Annotated in this window: 11 protein-coding genes and 1 pseudogene; 4 read left to right on the top strand and 8 right to left on the bottom strand. The window is 72.5% G+C overall.

The genetic code is table 11. The features are described from left to right. Positions 1 to 74: 74 nt before the first annotated feature. Entirely contained in the window at positions 75 to 974 is a 900-nt protein-coding gene (locus tag ACFYPH_RS08305; protein ID WP_387180148.1) for a TIGR01777 family oxidoreductase, read from the bottom strand. A gap of 145 nt (positions 975 to 1,119) precedes the next feature. Continuing rightward, entirely contained in the window at positions 1,120 to 2,109 is a 990-nt protein-coding gene (locus ACFYPH_RS08300; protein WP_387180145.1) for an aldo/keto reductase, read from the bottom strand. Between the two features lie 60 nt (positions 2,110 to 2,169). On the opposite strand from ACFYPH_RS08300, the gene ACFYPH_RS08295 reads away from it, so the two are divergent. Continuing rightward, positions 2,170 to 2,616 carry a MerR family transcriptional regulator gene (locus ACFYPH_RS08295; protein WP_387180142.1) on the top strand — a complete coding sequence of 149 codons (447 nt, stop codon included), beginning with the start codon at positions 2,170 to 2,172 and terminating at the stop codon, positions 2,614 to 2,616. A gap of 70 nt (positions 2,617 to 2,686) precedes the next feature. Here ACFYPH_RS08295 and ACFYPH_RS08290 read toward each other — a convergent pair. Further along, positions 2,687 to 3,007 (bottom strand): annotated as a pseudogene (locus ACFYPH_RS08290) (hemerythrin domain-containing protein); the annotation flags it as partial. Between the two features lie 128 nt (positions 3,008 to 3,135). Next, on the bottom strand, positions 3,136 to 4,479 hold the full coding sequence (locus ACFYPH_RS08285; RefSeq protein WP_354859731.1) for a low temperature requirement protein A: 1,344 nt from the start codon (positions 4,477 to 4,479) through the stop codon (positions 3,136 to 3,138). A 240-nt stretch (positions 4,480 to 4,719) separates the two neighbouring features. Between ACFYPH_RS08285 and ACFYPH_RS08280 the strand changes: the two genes are divergently transcribed. Beyond that, positions 4,720 to 5,655, top strand: a complete 936-nt coding sequence (locus ACFYPH_RS08280) for an SDR family NAD(P)-dependent oxidoreductase (protein ID WP_387180138.1) — start codon at positions 4,720 to 4,722, stop codon at positions 5,653 to 5,655. A 63-nt stretch (positions 5,656 to 5,718) separates the two neighbouring features. On the opposite strand, the gene sucB is transcribed toward ACFYPH_RS08280, so the two are convergent. Together sucB and lpdA are read right to left on the bottom strand one after the other, a co-directional pair. Next, entirely contained in the window at positions 5,719 to 7,563 is a 1,845-nt protein-coding gene (gene sucB, locus ACFYPH_RS08275; protein WP_387180135.1) for a 2-oxoglutarate dehydrogenase, E2 component, dihydrolipoamide succinyltransferase, read from the bottom strand. Between the two features lie 66 nt (positions 7,564 to 7,629). Further along, entirely contained in the window at positions 7,630 to 9,021 is a 1,392-nt protein-coding gene (gene lpdA, locus ACFYPH_RS08270; protein WP_387180132.1) for a dihydrolipoyl dehydrogenase, read from the bottom strand. A 178-nt stretch (positions 9,022 to 9,199) separates the two neighbouring features. On the opposite strand from lpdA, the gene ACFYPH_RS08265 reads away from it, so the two are divergent. Continuing rightward, a complete protein-coding gene (locus ACFYPH_RS08265; protein WP_354859740.1) occupies positions 9,200 to 9,529 on the top strand; it encodes a hypothetical protein in 330 nt (109 codons plus the stop codon). A 43-nt stretch (positions 9,530 to 9,572) separates the two neighbouring features. On the opposite strand, the gene ACFYPH_RS08260 is transcribed toward ACFYPH_RS08265, so the two are convergent. Next, complete coding sequence (locus ACFYPH_RS08260) at positions 9,573 to 11,147, bottom strand: leucyl aminopeptidase (protein ID WP_355068906.1); 1,575 nt, start codon at positions 11,145 to 11,147, stop codon at positions 9,573 to 9,575. A gap of 162 nt (positions 11,148 to 11,309) precedes the next feature. On the opposite strand from ACFYPH_RS08260, the gene gcvT reads away from it, so the two are divergent. Beyond that, positions 11,310 to 12,452, top strand: coding sequence for a glycine cleavage system aminomethyltransferase GcvT (gcvT, locus tag ACFYPH_RS08255; RefSeq protein ID WP_354859746.1), 1,143 nt, complete (start codon positions 11,310 to 11,312; stop codon positions 12,450 to 12,452). Between the two features lie 146 nt (positions 12,453 to 12,598). Here gcvT and ACFYPH_RS08250 read toward each other — a convergent pair whose 3' ends face one another. Further along, entirely contained in the window at positions 12,599 to 13,897 is a 1,299-nt protein-coding gene (locus ACFYPH_RS08250) for a DUF2314 domain-containing protein (protein ID WP_387180128.1), read from the bottom strand. Positions 13,898 to 13,961 lie beyond the last annotated feature (64 nt).

The raw sequence follows: 13,961 nt of genomic DNA, 5'->3' as shown, positions 1-13,961 counted from the left end.
CAAGAGGTTTGCGTCAGAATCCGGCCCCCGGATGACGCAAACCTCTTGATCACGCGGGAGGGGTCAGGGAGGGGTCAGGGGGTGAGGGCCGCCTGGAGGGCTTGCGGGAGGGTGGGGTGGTGGTACGGGTAAGCGGCCTTGGTCAGGACGGCGGGGTGGACTCTCGTGCTGGTCAGGGCCTCGTGGGCGAAGCCGCCGAGCGCCACCTTCAGGGCCAGGGCGGGGATCGGGATGATCGCCGGCCGGTGCAGCTGCCGGGCCAGCTCCCGGGTGAACTCGGCGTTGGTCACCGGATGCGGCCCCACCACGTTGACCGGGCCGGCGATCTCGTCGTGGGCCAGCAGGAAGAGTGTCGCGTCCAGCCAGTCGGCCATCGAGATCCACGGCAGCCACTGCCGGCCACTGCCCAGTCGCCCGGCGATGCCCAGCTTGAACGGCAGCAACTGCGGCTTGAGCAGCCCGCCGTCGCGGTGCAGGGGCAGGCCGGTGCGCAGTCGCACCACGCGTACGCCGGCGTCCTCGGCCGGACGGGTCGCGGCCTCCCACACCCGGCAGACGTCGGCCAGGAAACCCTCGCCGGCGGGCGCGTCCTCCTCGACGACCCGGTCGCCCGTGTTGCCGTACCAGCCGACGGCCGACGAGTTGAGTAGAGCTCGGGGACGGTCGGCGGCCGGCAGCCCGGCGATCGTCGTCGCGAGCGTGGTGCTGCTGTCCACCCGGCTGGTGCGGATGAGCCGCCGGTAGTCGTCGTTCCAGCGCTTGTCGCCGACGCCCGCGCCGGCCAGGTTGATGACGGCGTCCGCACCGGCGACCGCAGCCGGGTCGAGATGGCCGGCCGCCGGGTCCCACTGCCGCTCCCGCGGGTCGCGCGCCGGTCGGCGCACCAGCCGGGTGACCTCGTGTCCGTCGGCGGCGAGCCGGTCGCCCAGCCGGGTGCCGAGAAAGCCGGACGCGCCGGCCAGAAGGATCCGCATGCCCTTATCTTCGTCGAAAACGCCACCCCCGGATGCGCCCTGGCCCCACTCCTCGCCGATCTTGCACTTGGTGTCGTCGTTATGTCGAGCGAGGCCCGATTCGTCGCCACAGAAAGTGCAAGATCGACGATCTTGGGGGAGCGGGTCAGCCGTGGCGGAGGTCTTTGAGGAGGCCTTCCACCTCGGCGTACGCCTCCGGGGGGAGCGGGCCCAGGGTCAGGGTTGCCAGGTTTTCGTCGGCCTGGGCCACCGTGCGGAGGCCGGGGATCGGCACCGTGCGCGGGCTGCGGGCCAGCAGCCAGCCGAGCGCGCCCTGCGCGAGGGTCCGCCCGTCCGCGGTGAGCGCCGCGCGGACCTGCTCGACCCGTGCCGCCCACCGGGGCGTGGGCCGGCCGTCGGTGAACCACTGCAACCACTCGGGCGCGCGACCGCGCACGTCGTCCGCGCCGAGCGCCCGGGTCGACCCCGTGAGCAGGCCCATCGCCAGCGGCCCCCGGTTGAGGCTGGCCAGGTCGTGGCGGTCACAGACGGCGAGGACCGCCGCGTTGTCGCTCAGCACCGACTCGTCGTGCTGAATGGCGACGCAGCGCGCCCCGGCCGCCGCGAACGCCTCCGCCGAGGCCGGGTTGTCGGTGCTCCAGCCGTACGCCCGGATCTTGCCCTGGTCGACCAGGTCCTCCAGGGTGCCGACCAGGTCGAGCGCGGCGGGCACCGGCAGCTCGTTGATGTGCAGTTGGTAGAGGTCCACATGGTCGGTGCCGAGCCGCCGCAGCGAGTCCTCCAGGCTGCGCACGGCGAACGCCGGGCTGGCGTCGGTGCCGAGCGCCCGCCGGGTGGCCTCGTCGCTGACGTTGCCGAACTTGGTGGCGATCACCGCCTCGGCCCGGCGACCCGCCAGGGCCCGACCGAGGACGCGCTCGCTGTGCCCGGCGCCGTAGTTGCTGGCCGTGTCGAACAGGGTCACCCCGAGATCGAGAGCGCGGTGGATGGTACGGATCGACTCGTCGTCGTCCACCTCTCCCCAACCGAACGGCTGGCCGTCGTCACCCCAGAGCGGGCCGCCGATCGCCCAGCACCCCATCCCGATCGCGCTCACCTCGATGCCGCTGCGTCCCAGCGTTCGTGTCGTCGTCATGCGGACCAGCCTCCAACCTGGAGTGCGCTCCAGGTCAAGGGGTGGCTACCATGCCGAGACATGACCGGTTACGCCCCCGCGGAGGCCGCCCGGCGCAGCGGCTTCAGCCTGGACACGCTGCGGTACTACGAGAAGATCGGCCTGCTGGCCGACGTGGGTCGGACGGCGGGCGGCCGGCGCGTCTTCACCGACGACGACCTGAGCTGGCTGGTGCTGTTCCGCTGCCTGCGCGACACCGGGATGCCGATAGCCCAGATGTGCCGGTACGCGGCCCTGGCCCGCGAGGGTGAGCACACCGTCGACGAGCGGCGCGAGCTGCTGCAACGACACGCGGCGCAGGTCGAGGAGCAGATGCGCCTGCTCCAGCGCCAGTACGACCACCTCCGGGAAAAGATCCGCTTCTACGAGCGCCTGCCCGGCCCGGGCGCATCCGGCGAGGACCAGGCCGTCGTGCGGCCGGCGGGGTCAGGCCGAGGAGGTCCTCGGTCGTCCCGGGCCGGCCGGTGAGCGCGTTGAGCGCGGTGACGAGCCGTTTCTCCTCGTACCGGAAGTGCGACTCCAGCAGCGCGGCCAGCCCGTCCAGCTCGGCGCGTACCTGGGCGGTCGGCAGCGGCCGGTCGTCGCTGAGCACCTGCTCGATCCGCCCGAGGATCCCCGCCACCACCTCGTGGTCGGCGATCAGGTTGGCCAGGACCGGGCGCAGCTCGGGAACCTCGTCGGCCAGGACCCGGAACGCCCCGGCGTCCTCACCGGTGTGGTGGCGGCCGAGCGCGGCGCAGAAGGTCAGACAGTGGGCCCGCAGGTCCCGCGACGGGCGGGCGTCGCCGGTGGGGGAGTCGCCGAGGTCGGCCCGCAGGCGGGCCAGCTCCACGCCGAGCCAGAGGTGGATCTCGATCATCTGATTTCCGACGGCGGCGAGCCGGTCGGCGGGTGAACTGGTCGGGTGCACGTTCGTCCCATGCTGTCCCCGCGCCTCCATGCCCACGGCGGCCTTCGTGCCGGGTGCACCGCGACGCTGACCGCAGTCTAGCGTTCCGGTGTGCCTGGCTCGTCGGGCTCCGGGGGGTCGTGCCAGCGGGCCCGCCAGGCGGCCTCGTTGGCCTCGTGCGTCGTCCGTTCCTCGAACACGGCGGCCCGCAGCGCGTGCCGGGAGCCCGACATCACCAGCACCTCCACGGCCACCAGTCCGACGCAGATCACGGTGGCGAGAGCGAGCGCGCCCAGGGCCGGCAGGTGCTGGCCGACCGGCAGGGCGACCGTCAGCACCACGATCACGCCGACGCGGGTCCACGTGGCGGTGTGCAGGGTGCGGAGCTGGAACAGCATGTTGACGGCGAAATAGAAGATCAACCCACCGAAGAGCATGGGTACGGCGGGTCCCTCGATCCGTTGAGCGGGCCCGCCGGCCGGGTCGGTGACCTGGTGCAGGATCTCCTCGCTGCCGATGGAGAAGAGGATCACGGCGGCGATCATCGGTAGGTACAGGTACGCGTACGCGTCGCGGGCCATCGCCACGCGCGGGCCGCCCTCCGCCGCGTGCAGGGCGATCCGGGCGGCCGGCCCGACGAAGTCGAAGTGCGCCCACCACAGCGCGGCGGTGAGCACGATGCCGAGCGCGGCGGCCGCCACCGCAGGCCAGGTGACCGGTTGGCCGAGCAGGTTGCCGCCCACGCCCACGGAGATCACCGACTCGCCCAGCGCGATGATCAGGATGAGGTCGTAGCGTTCGGTCCAGTGTTCGGCGCTGGTCACCCCCCAGCCCCAGGTGCCGACAATGAAGCCGGTGGCGAACTGGACCACCACCACGGTGATCCACAGGCCGTCGCGGACCAGCGCGGCCCGGCTGGGGTCGCCGATCAGGGGCGGGAGGAGCGCGGCGGCCAGCAGCAGGACGATGCTCGCCGCCAACTCCGGCGCGAACCGGCGAAGCTGCCGGCGCTCCTGCGGGGTGTCGCGCACCACGTGCTGATACAGGATCCAGTGGATGCCGCGGACCACGACGTAGCTGATGGCCACCAGCATCGGGCCGGCGGCGCCCGCCTTCGGGTCGCTGAACGCCTGCGGCAGCGCGAGCGCGAACGAGAACAGGGCCGCCATCGCGATGACCATCAGCACCGGGACGTAGCCCTCGCCGAGGCGGACGCGGGTGGCGACCAGGCTGTGCACCACCCAGCACCACCAGAGCACGGCGAGCACCAGGCTGGCGTGCAGCAGCTGCCGGCCGGAGACGTTCGCGGCGGTGGCCCGGGTGATGATGAAGAACGAGAAGACGAAGACCAGGTCGAAGAAGACCTCGAACTTGTCCACCCGGGCGCCGGGGGCGATCGGGACGGCTGGTCCTAGTTGTCCACCCCGCCGGTAGCCGCCCACGGTCCCACTCTGGCAGCGTCTGGCCTGCTCGGAGGACGGAACGGGTCAGCCCGCGTCGCGGGACCGCAGACCGTCCATCAGCAGGTCGAGCAGCCGGTTACCTCCGGTCCGGGACGGGAAGACGCCTGGACCGCGGCCTGAGGCAGCCGTTCGCGGTTGCGCAGCGCGTCCGCCCGCACCGGGCGGGGGCTGGTTACCGGCGGGCCGACCGGCCCGCCCCACCCGGGACAAGGATGGATCATGACGACGAGCAACCCGATCACCACGTCGTTCGCCCATGACTCCACGGCCATGGACGTGATCCGGGGCGTGGACCTCGTCGGCCGGCGGGCGGTCGTCACCGGCGGATCGTCCGGCATCGGCGTGGAGACCGCCCGTGCCCTGGCCAGCGCCGGCGCGGAGGTCACCCTGGCCGTCCGCAACCCCGACGCCGGCCAGAAGGCCGCCGACGACATCACCGGCGCCACCGGCAACGACCGCGTCCAGATCGCCCCGCTCGACCTCGCCGACCAGGATTCGATCGCCGACTTCGTGGCCAACTGGGACGGCCCGCTGCACATCCTGGTCAACAACGCCGGCATCATGGCCGCGCCCCTGAGCCGCACCCCGCAGGGCTGGGAGATGCAGTTCGCCACCAACCACCTCGGGCACTTCGCGCTCGCCACCGGGCTGCGCCCGGCGCTCGCCGCCGCCGACGGGGCCCGGATCGTCTCGGTCAGCTCCGCCGCCCACCTGCGCTCGCCGGTGGTCTTCGACGACATCCAGTACGACCGCCGCGAGTACGAGCCGTGGCAGGCGTACGGGCAGTCGAAGACGGCGAACGTGCTCTTCGCCGTGGAGGCGACCCGCCGCTGGGCCGACGACGGCATCTTCACCAACTCGCTGATGCCCGGCGCGATCCGCACCAACCTCCAGCGCTACGTCAGCGAGGAGGAGCTGAATCGGTTGCGCGCGGGCAACGCGGCGGCGTGGAAGACCGTCGAACAGGGTGCCGCCACGTCGGTGCTGGTCGCCGCGTCGCCACTGCTCGACGGCGTGGGTGGGCGCTACTTCGAGGACTGTCAGCAGGCCGCCCCCGCCCGGCCCGGCGGACGCACGGGCGTCGCGGAGTACGCGCTGGACCCGGAGGCCGCCGAGCGGCTCTGGCAGGTCTCGACCGCGCTGCTCAAGGGTTGAGCGGCGGAGACGAAAGGGCGCCCCGGTCGACGACCGGGGCGCCCTTTCGGCGTTGGCGGGGGATCAGGCCAGGCCCAGCTCCGACTCGAAGTTGCCGGCCTCCAGCCGCTCCTTGACCGCGGTCAGGAAGCGCGCCGCGTCGGCGCCGTCGATCAGCCGGTGGTCGTAGGACATGGCCAGGTAGACCATCGACCGGACCGCGACGACCTCGCCCAGCTCCGGGTCGTTGACCACGACCGGCCGCTTGACCACGGCACCCGTGCCGAGCATCGCCGACTGCGGCGACGGCACGATCGGGGTGTCGAAGAGCGCGCCCCGGCTGCCCGTGTTGGTCAGCGTGAAGGTCGCCCCGGCCAGCTCGTCCGGGCTGACCTTGTTGGTCCGGGTCCGCTCGGCCAGGTCCGCGACACGCTTGGCGATGCCGCCCAGGTTGAGGTCGCCGGCGTTGTGGATGACCGGCGTCAGCAGGCCCCGCTCGGTGTCCACCGCGATGCCGAGGTGCTCCGCCTCCGGGTAGGTGATCGTGCCAGCCTCAAGGTCCATCCGGGCGTTGACGATCGGGTACGTCTGGAGCGCCTCGACGGCGGCGAGGGCGAAGAACGGCAGGAAGGACAGCTTCACGCCGTGCCGCTGCACGAAGGAGTCCTTCGCCTGTGCCCGCAGCTTGGCGACCCGGGTGACGTCCACCTCGACCACAGTGGTGAGCTGCGCCATCTCGTGCAGCGACTCGTGCAACCGCTTGGCGATGGCCTTGCGGATCCGGGGGAGCTTCTCCGTGGTGCCCCGCTTGCCGCTCGGCTGCGGCTTCGCGGCCGGCTTGGTCGCGGCCGGCGCGGTGGCGGCCGGCTGTGCGGCCGGAGCCGGCGCGGCCTTGGCGGCCTTCGCCTTCTCGGCCGCGTCGAGGACGTCCTGCTTGCGGATCCGGCCGCCCACGCCGGTGCCGTTGAGCGAGCCCAGGTCGACGCCGTGCTCGCTGGCCAGCTTGCGGACCAGCGGGGTGACGTACCCGGCGGCCTCCTCGCCGCCACCCGGCGCCGGGGCGGACGGGCGCTGCGGCGCGGCGGTCGGCCCGGACGGCTGAGCCGCCTGCTCGGCCTGCGCCGGCTGCGCCGAGGTCTCCGCCTCGGCGGCCGGCTCGTTGTACGACATGCCCGGGGTGGGCTCCTCGACCTTCGGCTCCGGCTTCGGCTCGGCCTTCGGCTCGGCCTCCGCCTTCGGCTCGGGCTTCGGCTCGGGCTTCGGCTCGGGCTTGGCCTGAGCGGGGGCCCCACCGGCGACGCCGATGATCGCCAGGTCGGCGCCGACGTCGGCGGTCTCGTCCTCGGCGACCTTGATCTCCAGCACCGTGCCGGCGACCGGCGACGGGATCTCCGTGTCCACCTTGTCGGTGGAGACCTCCAGCAGCGGCTCGTCGACCTCGATGGTGTCGCCGACCTGCTTGAGCCAGCGGGTGACCGTACCCTCGGTGACGCTCTCACCCAGGGCCGGCATCTTCACCGCGGTGCCCTCGCCCGACGACGCGGCCGGAGCCGGCGTCTCGGCCGGGGTCTGGTCCTGCGCCACCTCGTCGGCGGTGCCCTCGGCGGCGGCCGTCGGCTCGGCGGCCGGCTCCGCCGACTCGGCCGGGGCCTGCTCCTGACCGGCGGCCTCGCCGCCACCGGTCGACTCGCCCTCACCGGCGATGACGGCCAGCTCGCTACCGACCTCGGCGGTCTCGTCCTCGCCGACCACGATCCGGCTCAGCACGCCCGCCGCGGGCGACGGGATCTCGGTGTCGACCTTGTCGGTCGAGACCTCGAGCAGGGGCTCGTCGACCTCGACCGTGTCGCCCTCCTGCTTGAGCCAGCGCGTGACGGTGCCCTCGGTGACGCTCTCGCCGAGCCGGGGCATGGTGACCGATACCGGCATGTTCTCCAGACTCCTTCATTCCCCTGGGGGATCTTCGCCCGTCGCCGGACGCCGCGGTTTAAGTGATCAGGCGTGCGAGTGCAGCGGCTTGCCGGCGAGGGCCAGGTGCGCCTCGCCCAGGGCCTCGTTCTGGGTCGGGTGGGCGTGCACGAGCTGGGCGACCTCGGCCGGGTAGGCCTCCCAGTTGTAGATGAGCTGCGCCTCACCGATCAGCTCACCCACCCGCGCGCCGACCATGTGGACGCCGACGACCGGGCCGTCCTCGACCCGGACCAGCTTCACGAAGCCGGTGGTCTTGAGGATCTGGCTCTTGCCGTTGCCGCCGAGCGAGTAGTTGTACGCCTGGACCTTGTCGGCCCCGTACTGCTCCTTGGCCTTCGCCTCGGTCAGGCCCACCGACGCCAGCTCCGGGTCGCAGTAGGTGACCCGCGGGATGCCGACCTCGTCGATGACGGCCGGGGTCTGCCCGGCGATCTCCTCGGCGACGAAGATGCCCTGCTGGAAGCCCCGGTGCGCGAGCTGGAGGCCCGGCACGATGTCGCCGACGGCGTAGACGTTCGGGACGCTGGTGCGCAGCCGCTCGTCGGTCAGCACGTAGCCGCGGTCCATCGTGACGCCCTGCTCCTCGTACCCGAGGTTGGCGGTGTTCGGGCCGCGACCGACGGCGACCAGCAGCAGCTCCGCCTCAACGGTCTCGCCGCCGGAGATGGTCAGCTTGACGCCGTTCTCGGTCTTCTCGACCTTCTCGAACGGCTTGCCGACCTTGAAGTTGATCTTCCGCTTGCGGAACGCCCGCTCCAAAGCCTTGGACGACTCCTCGTCCTCGGCGGCCACCAGCCGAGGCAGCGCCTCGACGATCGTCACGTCCGCGCCGAAGGACTTCCACACACTGGCGAACTCGACGCCGATCACACCGCCGCCGAGGACGATCACCGACGAGGGGACCCGGTCCAGGGTCAGCGCGTGGTCGCTCGTGATGATCCGCTCGCCGTCGACCTCCAGGCCGGGCAGGCTCTTGGCGTACGAGCCGGAGGCCAGGACGATGTTGCGGCCGGTGTAGCGCTTGCCGTCCACCTCGACCACGTTCTTGCCGACCAGCTTGCCGGCGCCGGCCACGAAGGTGATGTTCTTCGAACCGCCCACCAGGCCCTGCAGACCCTTGTACAGCCGGGAGATCACGCCGTCCTTGTACGAGTTGACGCCGGCCATGTCGACGCCGACCAGCTCGGCCTTCACACCGAACTGCTCCGACTCGCGGGTCTGGTCGGCGATCTCCGCCGCGTGCAGCAGCGCCTTGGTCGGGATGCAGCCGTTGTGCAGGCAGGTCCCGCCGAGCTTGCCCTTCTCGATCAGCGCGACGGACAGGTCCAGCTGGGCGGCGCGCAGCGCCGCCGCGTAGCCGCCGCTGCCACCTCCGAGGATGACGATGTCGAAGGTCGCTTCGTTCGGCTCGCTCACGTCCAACTCCCAGGTCGCGTCACTGCATCGGGGGTCACGGAGGGGTAACACGGACACACCCCACCTCGGTCATCTTGTCACCACCGGGCACAGGGTGCGTAGTGAGGTGCCCAACGACACGTCATCGACACGTACCCTTGGCACCATTGTCGATGACATGACGTGGGGGAGCGGTTCGGTGGGGTTGTTCCGGCGCCGGAAGCAGGCGCGTGTGCTGAGCCACGACCGCGCGGCCGATCCCGGCGATCTGGACCATCTCGCGAACTTCATCCGCAGCCGGCGCGGCGTCGAGGCGTTCATCGAGCCCCGGACGACGGTCACCCAGACCACAGTCATCCTGATCGCCGACGACGGGGAGTGGACGCGCCGCCGCATCGACGGCCCGGACGGCGCGCGGCGCTTCGCGTACCGGATGGGCATCCCGGTGTACGACGTCCGGCTGATGGGCTACCCGCAGCGGATGCGCGACTTCAACGAGCGCCGCAAGCGCCGACCCGACCAGTACTGAAATGCCGAGGGGCCCCGCAAGGGGCCCCTCGGCATTACGTCCGTCAGCCGTTGGCGGCGACGTCCTCGACCAGCTGGACGAGCGTGCGGACCGGCACGCCGGTGCCGCCCTTGGTCCAGTAGCCGGTCGGCTCGCCCGAGTGGTAGCCCGGCCCGGCGATGTCGATGTGCGCCCACGCCACGTCGTCGGCCACGAACTCGCGCAGGAACACGCCGCCCTGCAGCATGTGCCCGGCCCGGTCCATCCCGGCGTTGACCTGCGAGATGTCCGCCACGTCGGAGTCCATGCCCTTGCGCACGTCGTCCGGCAGCGGCATCGGCCAGGCCGGCTCGCCGACCGCGTCGCCGACCGTCCGGACCCGCTCGCACAGCTCGGGGGTGCCCATCACGCCGGCCACCCGCTTGCCCAGCGCGATCACCTGACCGCCGGTCAGGGTGGAGGTCTCGAACAGGTAGTCGGTGCCGTCGGCGCACGCGCGGGCGATGGCGTCGGCCAGGACCATGCGGCCCTCGGCGTCGGTGTTGAGCACCTCCACCTTCTTGCCGCTGAACATGCTGATTACGTCGCCCGGCCGGTAGCTGGTGCCCGACGGCATGTTCTCGGCCATCGGCAGGTACGCGCTGACCGCCACCGCCGGCTTCAGCGCCGCGATCGCCAGCATGGCCGCGCCCACCGCGGCGGCGCCCGCCATGTCGGACTTCATCTCCCACATGCCCTGCGCCGGCTTGATCGAGATGCCACCGGTGTCGAAGGTGATGCCCTTGCCGACCAGCGCGACCCGCTTGCCGTTGCCGCCGTCCTGCGGCGTGTAGGTGAGCTTCACCAGTCGCGGCGGGGCCTCCGAGCCCTGCCCGACCGCGATGATGCCGCCGTACCCGCCCGCGGCCAGCGCCGCCTCGTCCAGCACCTCGACGCCGAGGCCCGCGTCGCGGGCGGCGGCGGCCACGGCGTCGGCGAACGACGGGGGCCGCAGCTCGTTCGGGGCGGTGTTCACCCAGTCCCGGCTGAGCCGGACCGCGCCGGCGACTGCCTGCGCCCGGGTGATCTCCGCCTGGGCGGCCGGCTCAGCGGCGTCCGGAACGGCGATCAGCACCTCGGCCACCGGCTCCCGCCGGGTCGGCTGCGGACGGGTCTTGTAGCCGGCGAACCGGTACCCGCCGAGCAGCGCGCCCTCGGCGACCGCGCGCAGCGCGGCCGGCGCGTCCGCGTCGTCGGGCAGCGGCATGCTCAGCGCCACCTTCGGCGCACCCGCCAGGGCCCGGACCGCCGCGCCGGCGGCGCGGCGCAGCGTCTCCGGCGCCGGGGCGGCGCCCGTCGGCTCCGGGCCGAGCCCGACCGCGACGACCAGCGGGGCGGTGACGGTGCCCAGCGTGGCCAGCTTGATGACCTCACCCGCCCCACCGGTCGCGCCGAGCAGCGCGAGGGTCTCGGTCAGCTTGCCGTCGAAGGCGACGGCGATGCTCTCCGCGCCGCTGGCGAGCAGCAGGTTGCCGGCGAGGCCGCTGGTGGCGCCCTGCTCTCCGGTCTGGCTGTGCACGCCGATCACGATCGCGTCGACGGCGAGCTCGGCCGGGTCGGTGTCGACCAGGCTCAGGTTGGTGGTGCGGGGTGATGTCACTGAAGCTACTCCGGGCGGGCCGGGCCGGTCGCGGCGTCGCGTACCAGCGGTGAAGGTCTCCGGCGGAACCTACCCGCCGGACGTCAGGGCTGTCCCGTCGATCACACCAACGGGGTCCCGCCGATGCTAACCAGCGGCGTTACCCCCGGTAAGTTGCCACCCATGACCGACGTGACCTCCGACGCCGCCGCGACCCGGCTGCGTCGTTCCCCGCTGCACGAGCGGCACACCGCCGCCGGCGCCAAGTTCGCCCCCTTCGGGGGCTGGGAGATGCCGCTGGAGTACGCCGGCGGCGGGGTGCTCAAGGAGCACGCCGCGGTGCGTACGGCGGTGGGGGTCTTCGACGTGTCGCACCTGGGCAAGGTTCGGGTGGCCGGCCCCGGCGCGGCCGACTTCGTCAACTCCTGCCTCAGCAACGACCTGCGCCGCATCGGGCCCGGCCGAGCGCAGTACACGCTGTGCTGCGACGACGCCACCGGCGGCGTGGTGGACGACATCATCGCCTACCTGTACGCCGAGGACCACGTCTTCCTCATCCCGAACGCCGCGAACACCGCCGAGGTGGTGCGCCGACTGCGCGCCGCCGCCCCGGAGCGGATCACCATCACCGACGAGCACGAGGCGTACGCGGTGCTGGCCGTGCAGGGCCCCCGCTCGGGCGAACTGCTCGCCGCTCTCGACCTGCCCACCGAGCACGGCTACATGAGCTTCGACGCCGCCAGCTTCACCGACAGCCTCGCCGAGGTGGAACTGACCGTCTGCCGTACCGGCTACACCGGCGAGCTGGGCTACGAGCTGGTCGTGCCGGCGGAGCACGCGGTGACCGTGTGGGACGCGCTGTTCGCCGCCGGCAAGGCGTTCGAGCTGCGCGCCTGCGGGCTGGCCGCCCGGGACACGCTGCGCACCGAGATGGGCTACCCGCTGCACGGGCAGGACCTCTCGCTGGACATCACCCCGGTGCAGGCTCGCTCGGGCTGGGCGGTCGGGTGGGACAAGCCGGCCTTCTGGGGTCGCGACGCGCTGCTCGCCGAGAAGGCCGCCGGCCCCCGACGTACGCTCCGCGGCCTGGTGGCCGTCGACCGCGCCATCCCGCGCCCCGGCATGACCCTGCACGTGGGCGACAAGCAGGTCGGCACGGTGACCAGCGGCACCTTCAGCCCGACCCGCAAGCAGGGCATCGCCCTGGCCCTGCTGGACACGGACGCCAACCTGGCCGACGGCGACGAGGTGCAGGTCGACATCCGAGGCCGCCAAGCCCCCCTGCGCCTCCAGAAACCCCCCTTCGTAACCCCCTCAACCCACTAACCCCACCCCACCCCTCCCCAACCCACCCCACCCCACCCCTCGACCTGGTTGATCATGAAGTTATTGCCACGACACGCCGATGCCGGTGGCAATAACTTCATGATCAACGCGGGTGGGGTGGGGTGGGGAGGGGGCAGGGGGTGGGGTTAGGGGGTTGGGGTGGTGGGGGGTTCGCCGGAGTCCAGGACTGCCTGGGTCCAGCCGCCTTCGATGACTCCGGTCGCGTTCAGGACGGCCCAGTCGACGACGTCGGTCGCTTCCACCACCACGGGGGTGCCGATGCGTACGCTCTCGTCGGTGTTGGCGTCGCTGGCGCTGACGCCGACGATCCGCTCCGGGGTCTCCCACGAGGTGACGCCCGCCCAGACGTACTCCGGGCCGTCGTCGCCCGGAAGGCCGTACTTGACGACCAGCTGCGACTCGGCCGGTAACTGGCCGGCGACGAAGCGGGCCCGCGCGTCGCCCAGGGCGGCCCGGGCGGTGGCGACCGCGTGGCTCATCGCGTCACCGGAACGGGCGTAGCGTACGTCCGGCTGGATGCCGGAGAACAACGTCGCGCAGGCGGCTGCGTAGTAGCGCCCGTCCGGGCCGGGATGCCCGGCCGGCGGACGCAGGCTCAGGAACGAGTCGGCCTCCGGGTCGGTCGCCGGGTCCAGCTCCAGGCGCAGCAGCACCGGGGCCGTCGCGCCATGCTGCTCCGGGTTGCCGTACGCCACCGCGATGTCGTGCCCGGTCACCGTGGCCAGCACCGGCAGCTGCACGAACGCGGGCACCTCCTCGCCGGTGAGCCCGTCGGTCCAGTCCCGCAGCAGCCGCCGGGCCGCCCCGGTCATCACCGCACCCCAGGCGCGGGTCAGATGGTCGGGCACCCCCTGGGTCTGCAACTCCAGCAGACCGAAGCGCCGCAGCCCCTTCGTGGTGAACCACAGCCCCTCGGTGTCCGAGGAGTACGGCACCAGCACCCAGTCGATCAGCCGGATCCGGCCCTGCTCGTCGGGGAGTGAGCGCAGCGCGGTCGCCGGGTCGAGGAACTGGAGGCCGAAGACGTCCACCACGTCGCCGTCGACGGACTCCGCCACCGCCGCCGCCACCGCCCGGGCCGCCCACTCGTGCGCGGGCGGCCAGCCCGGCCGGTACTCCGCCTGGACCACGACCAGGTGTGTCGCCGCGGCCAGCCGGGCCAACTGCGCCTCGGTGGCGCCGAACGCGGTGAGCAGATCCGGCGGGAGCGCGGGGAACTCGGCGATCGGCCGGGTGTCCACGCTCATCAGCGGGCTGTCCAGCATCTGGCGGGCGAGCCCGTGCACCGGCTCGGCCAGTCGGCCGGTCAGCGCCGCCACCGCCGTCTTCGCGCTGACCTTCGGCAGCCCCGCCATCGGCACCAGGTAGGTCGCGCTGAGCGACTCCGGCACCGGTACGGGCAGGAAGTCGTCCGTGATGAGCATGTGGGTTCCCCCGGTGGCCGTGCCGGTGCTGTCGAGCCGAACGCTACCCGGCCGGCCGCGCCGG

It is taken from the genome of Micromonospora sp. NPDC005252 (genome assembly GCF_042872475.1).
In the GTDB taxonomy this organism is placed as follows: domain Bacteria; phylum Actinomycetota; class Actinomycetes; order Mycobacteriales; family Micromonosporaceae; genus Micromonospora.
This window is presented reverse-complemented; position numbering and strand designations above follow the sequence as displayed.

Bases quoted from the DNA above. Each gene is read 5' to 3' on its own strand.
- ACFYPH_RS08305 (WP_387180148.1), bottom strand. From the start codon at position 974: ATGCGGATCCTTCTGGCCGGCGCGTCCGGCTTTCTCGGCACCCGGCTG.
- ACFYPH_RS08300 (WP_387180145.1), bottom strand. From the start codon at position 2,109: ATGACGACGACACGAACGCTGGGACGCAGCGGCATCGAGGTGAGCGCG.
- ACFYPH_RS08295 (WP_387180142.1), top strand. From the start codon at position 2,170: ATGACCGGTTACGCCCCCGCGGAGGCCGCCCGGCGCAGCGGCTTCAGC.
- ACFYPH_RS08280 (WP_387180138.1), top strand. From the start codon at position 4,720: ATGACGACGAGCAACCCGATCACCACGTCGTTCGCCCATGACTCCACG.
- sucB (WP_387180135.1), bottom strand. From the start codon at position 7,563: ATGCCGGTATCGGTCACCATGCCCCGGCTCGGCGAGAGCGTCACCGAG.
- gcvT (WP_354859746.1), top strand. From the start codon at position 11,310: ATGACCGACGTGACCTCCGACGCCGCCGCGACCCGGCTGCGTCGTTCC.
- ACFYPH_RS08250 (WP_387180128.1), bottom strand. From the start codon at position 13,897: ATGCTCATCACGGACGACTTCCTGCCCGTACCGGTGCCGGAGTCGCTC.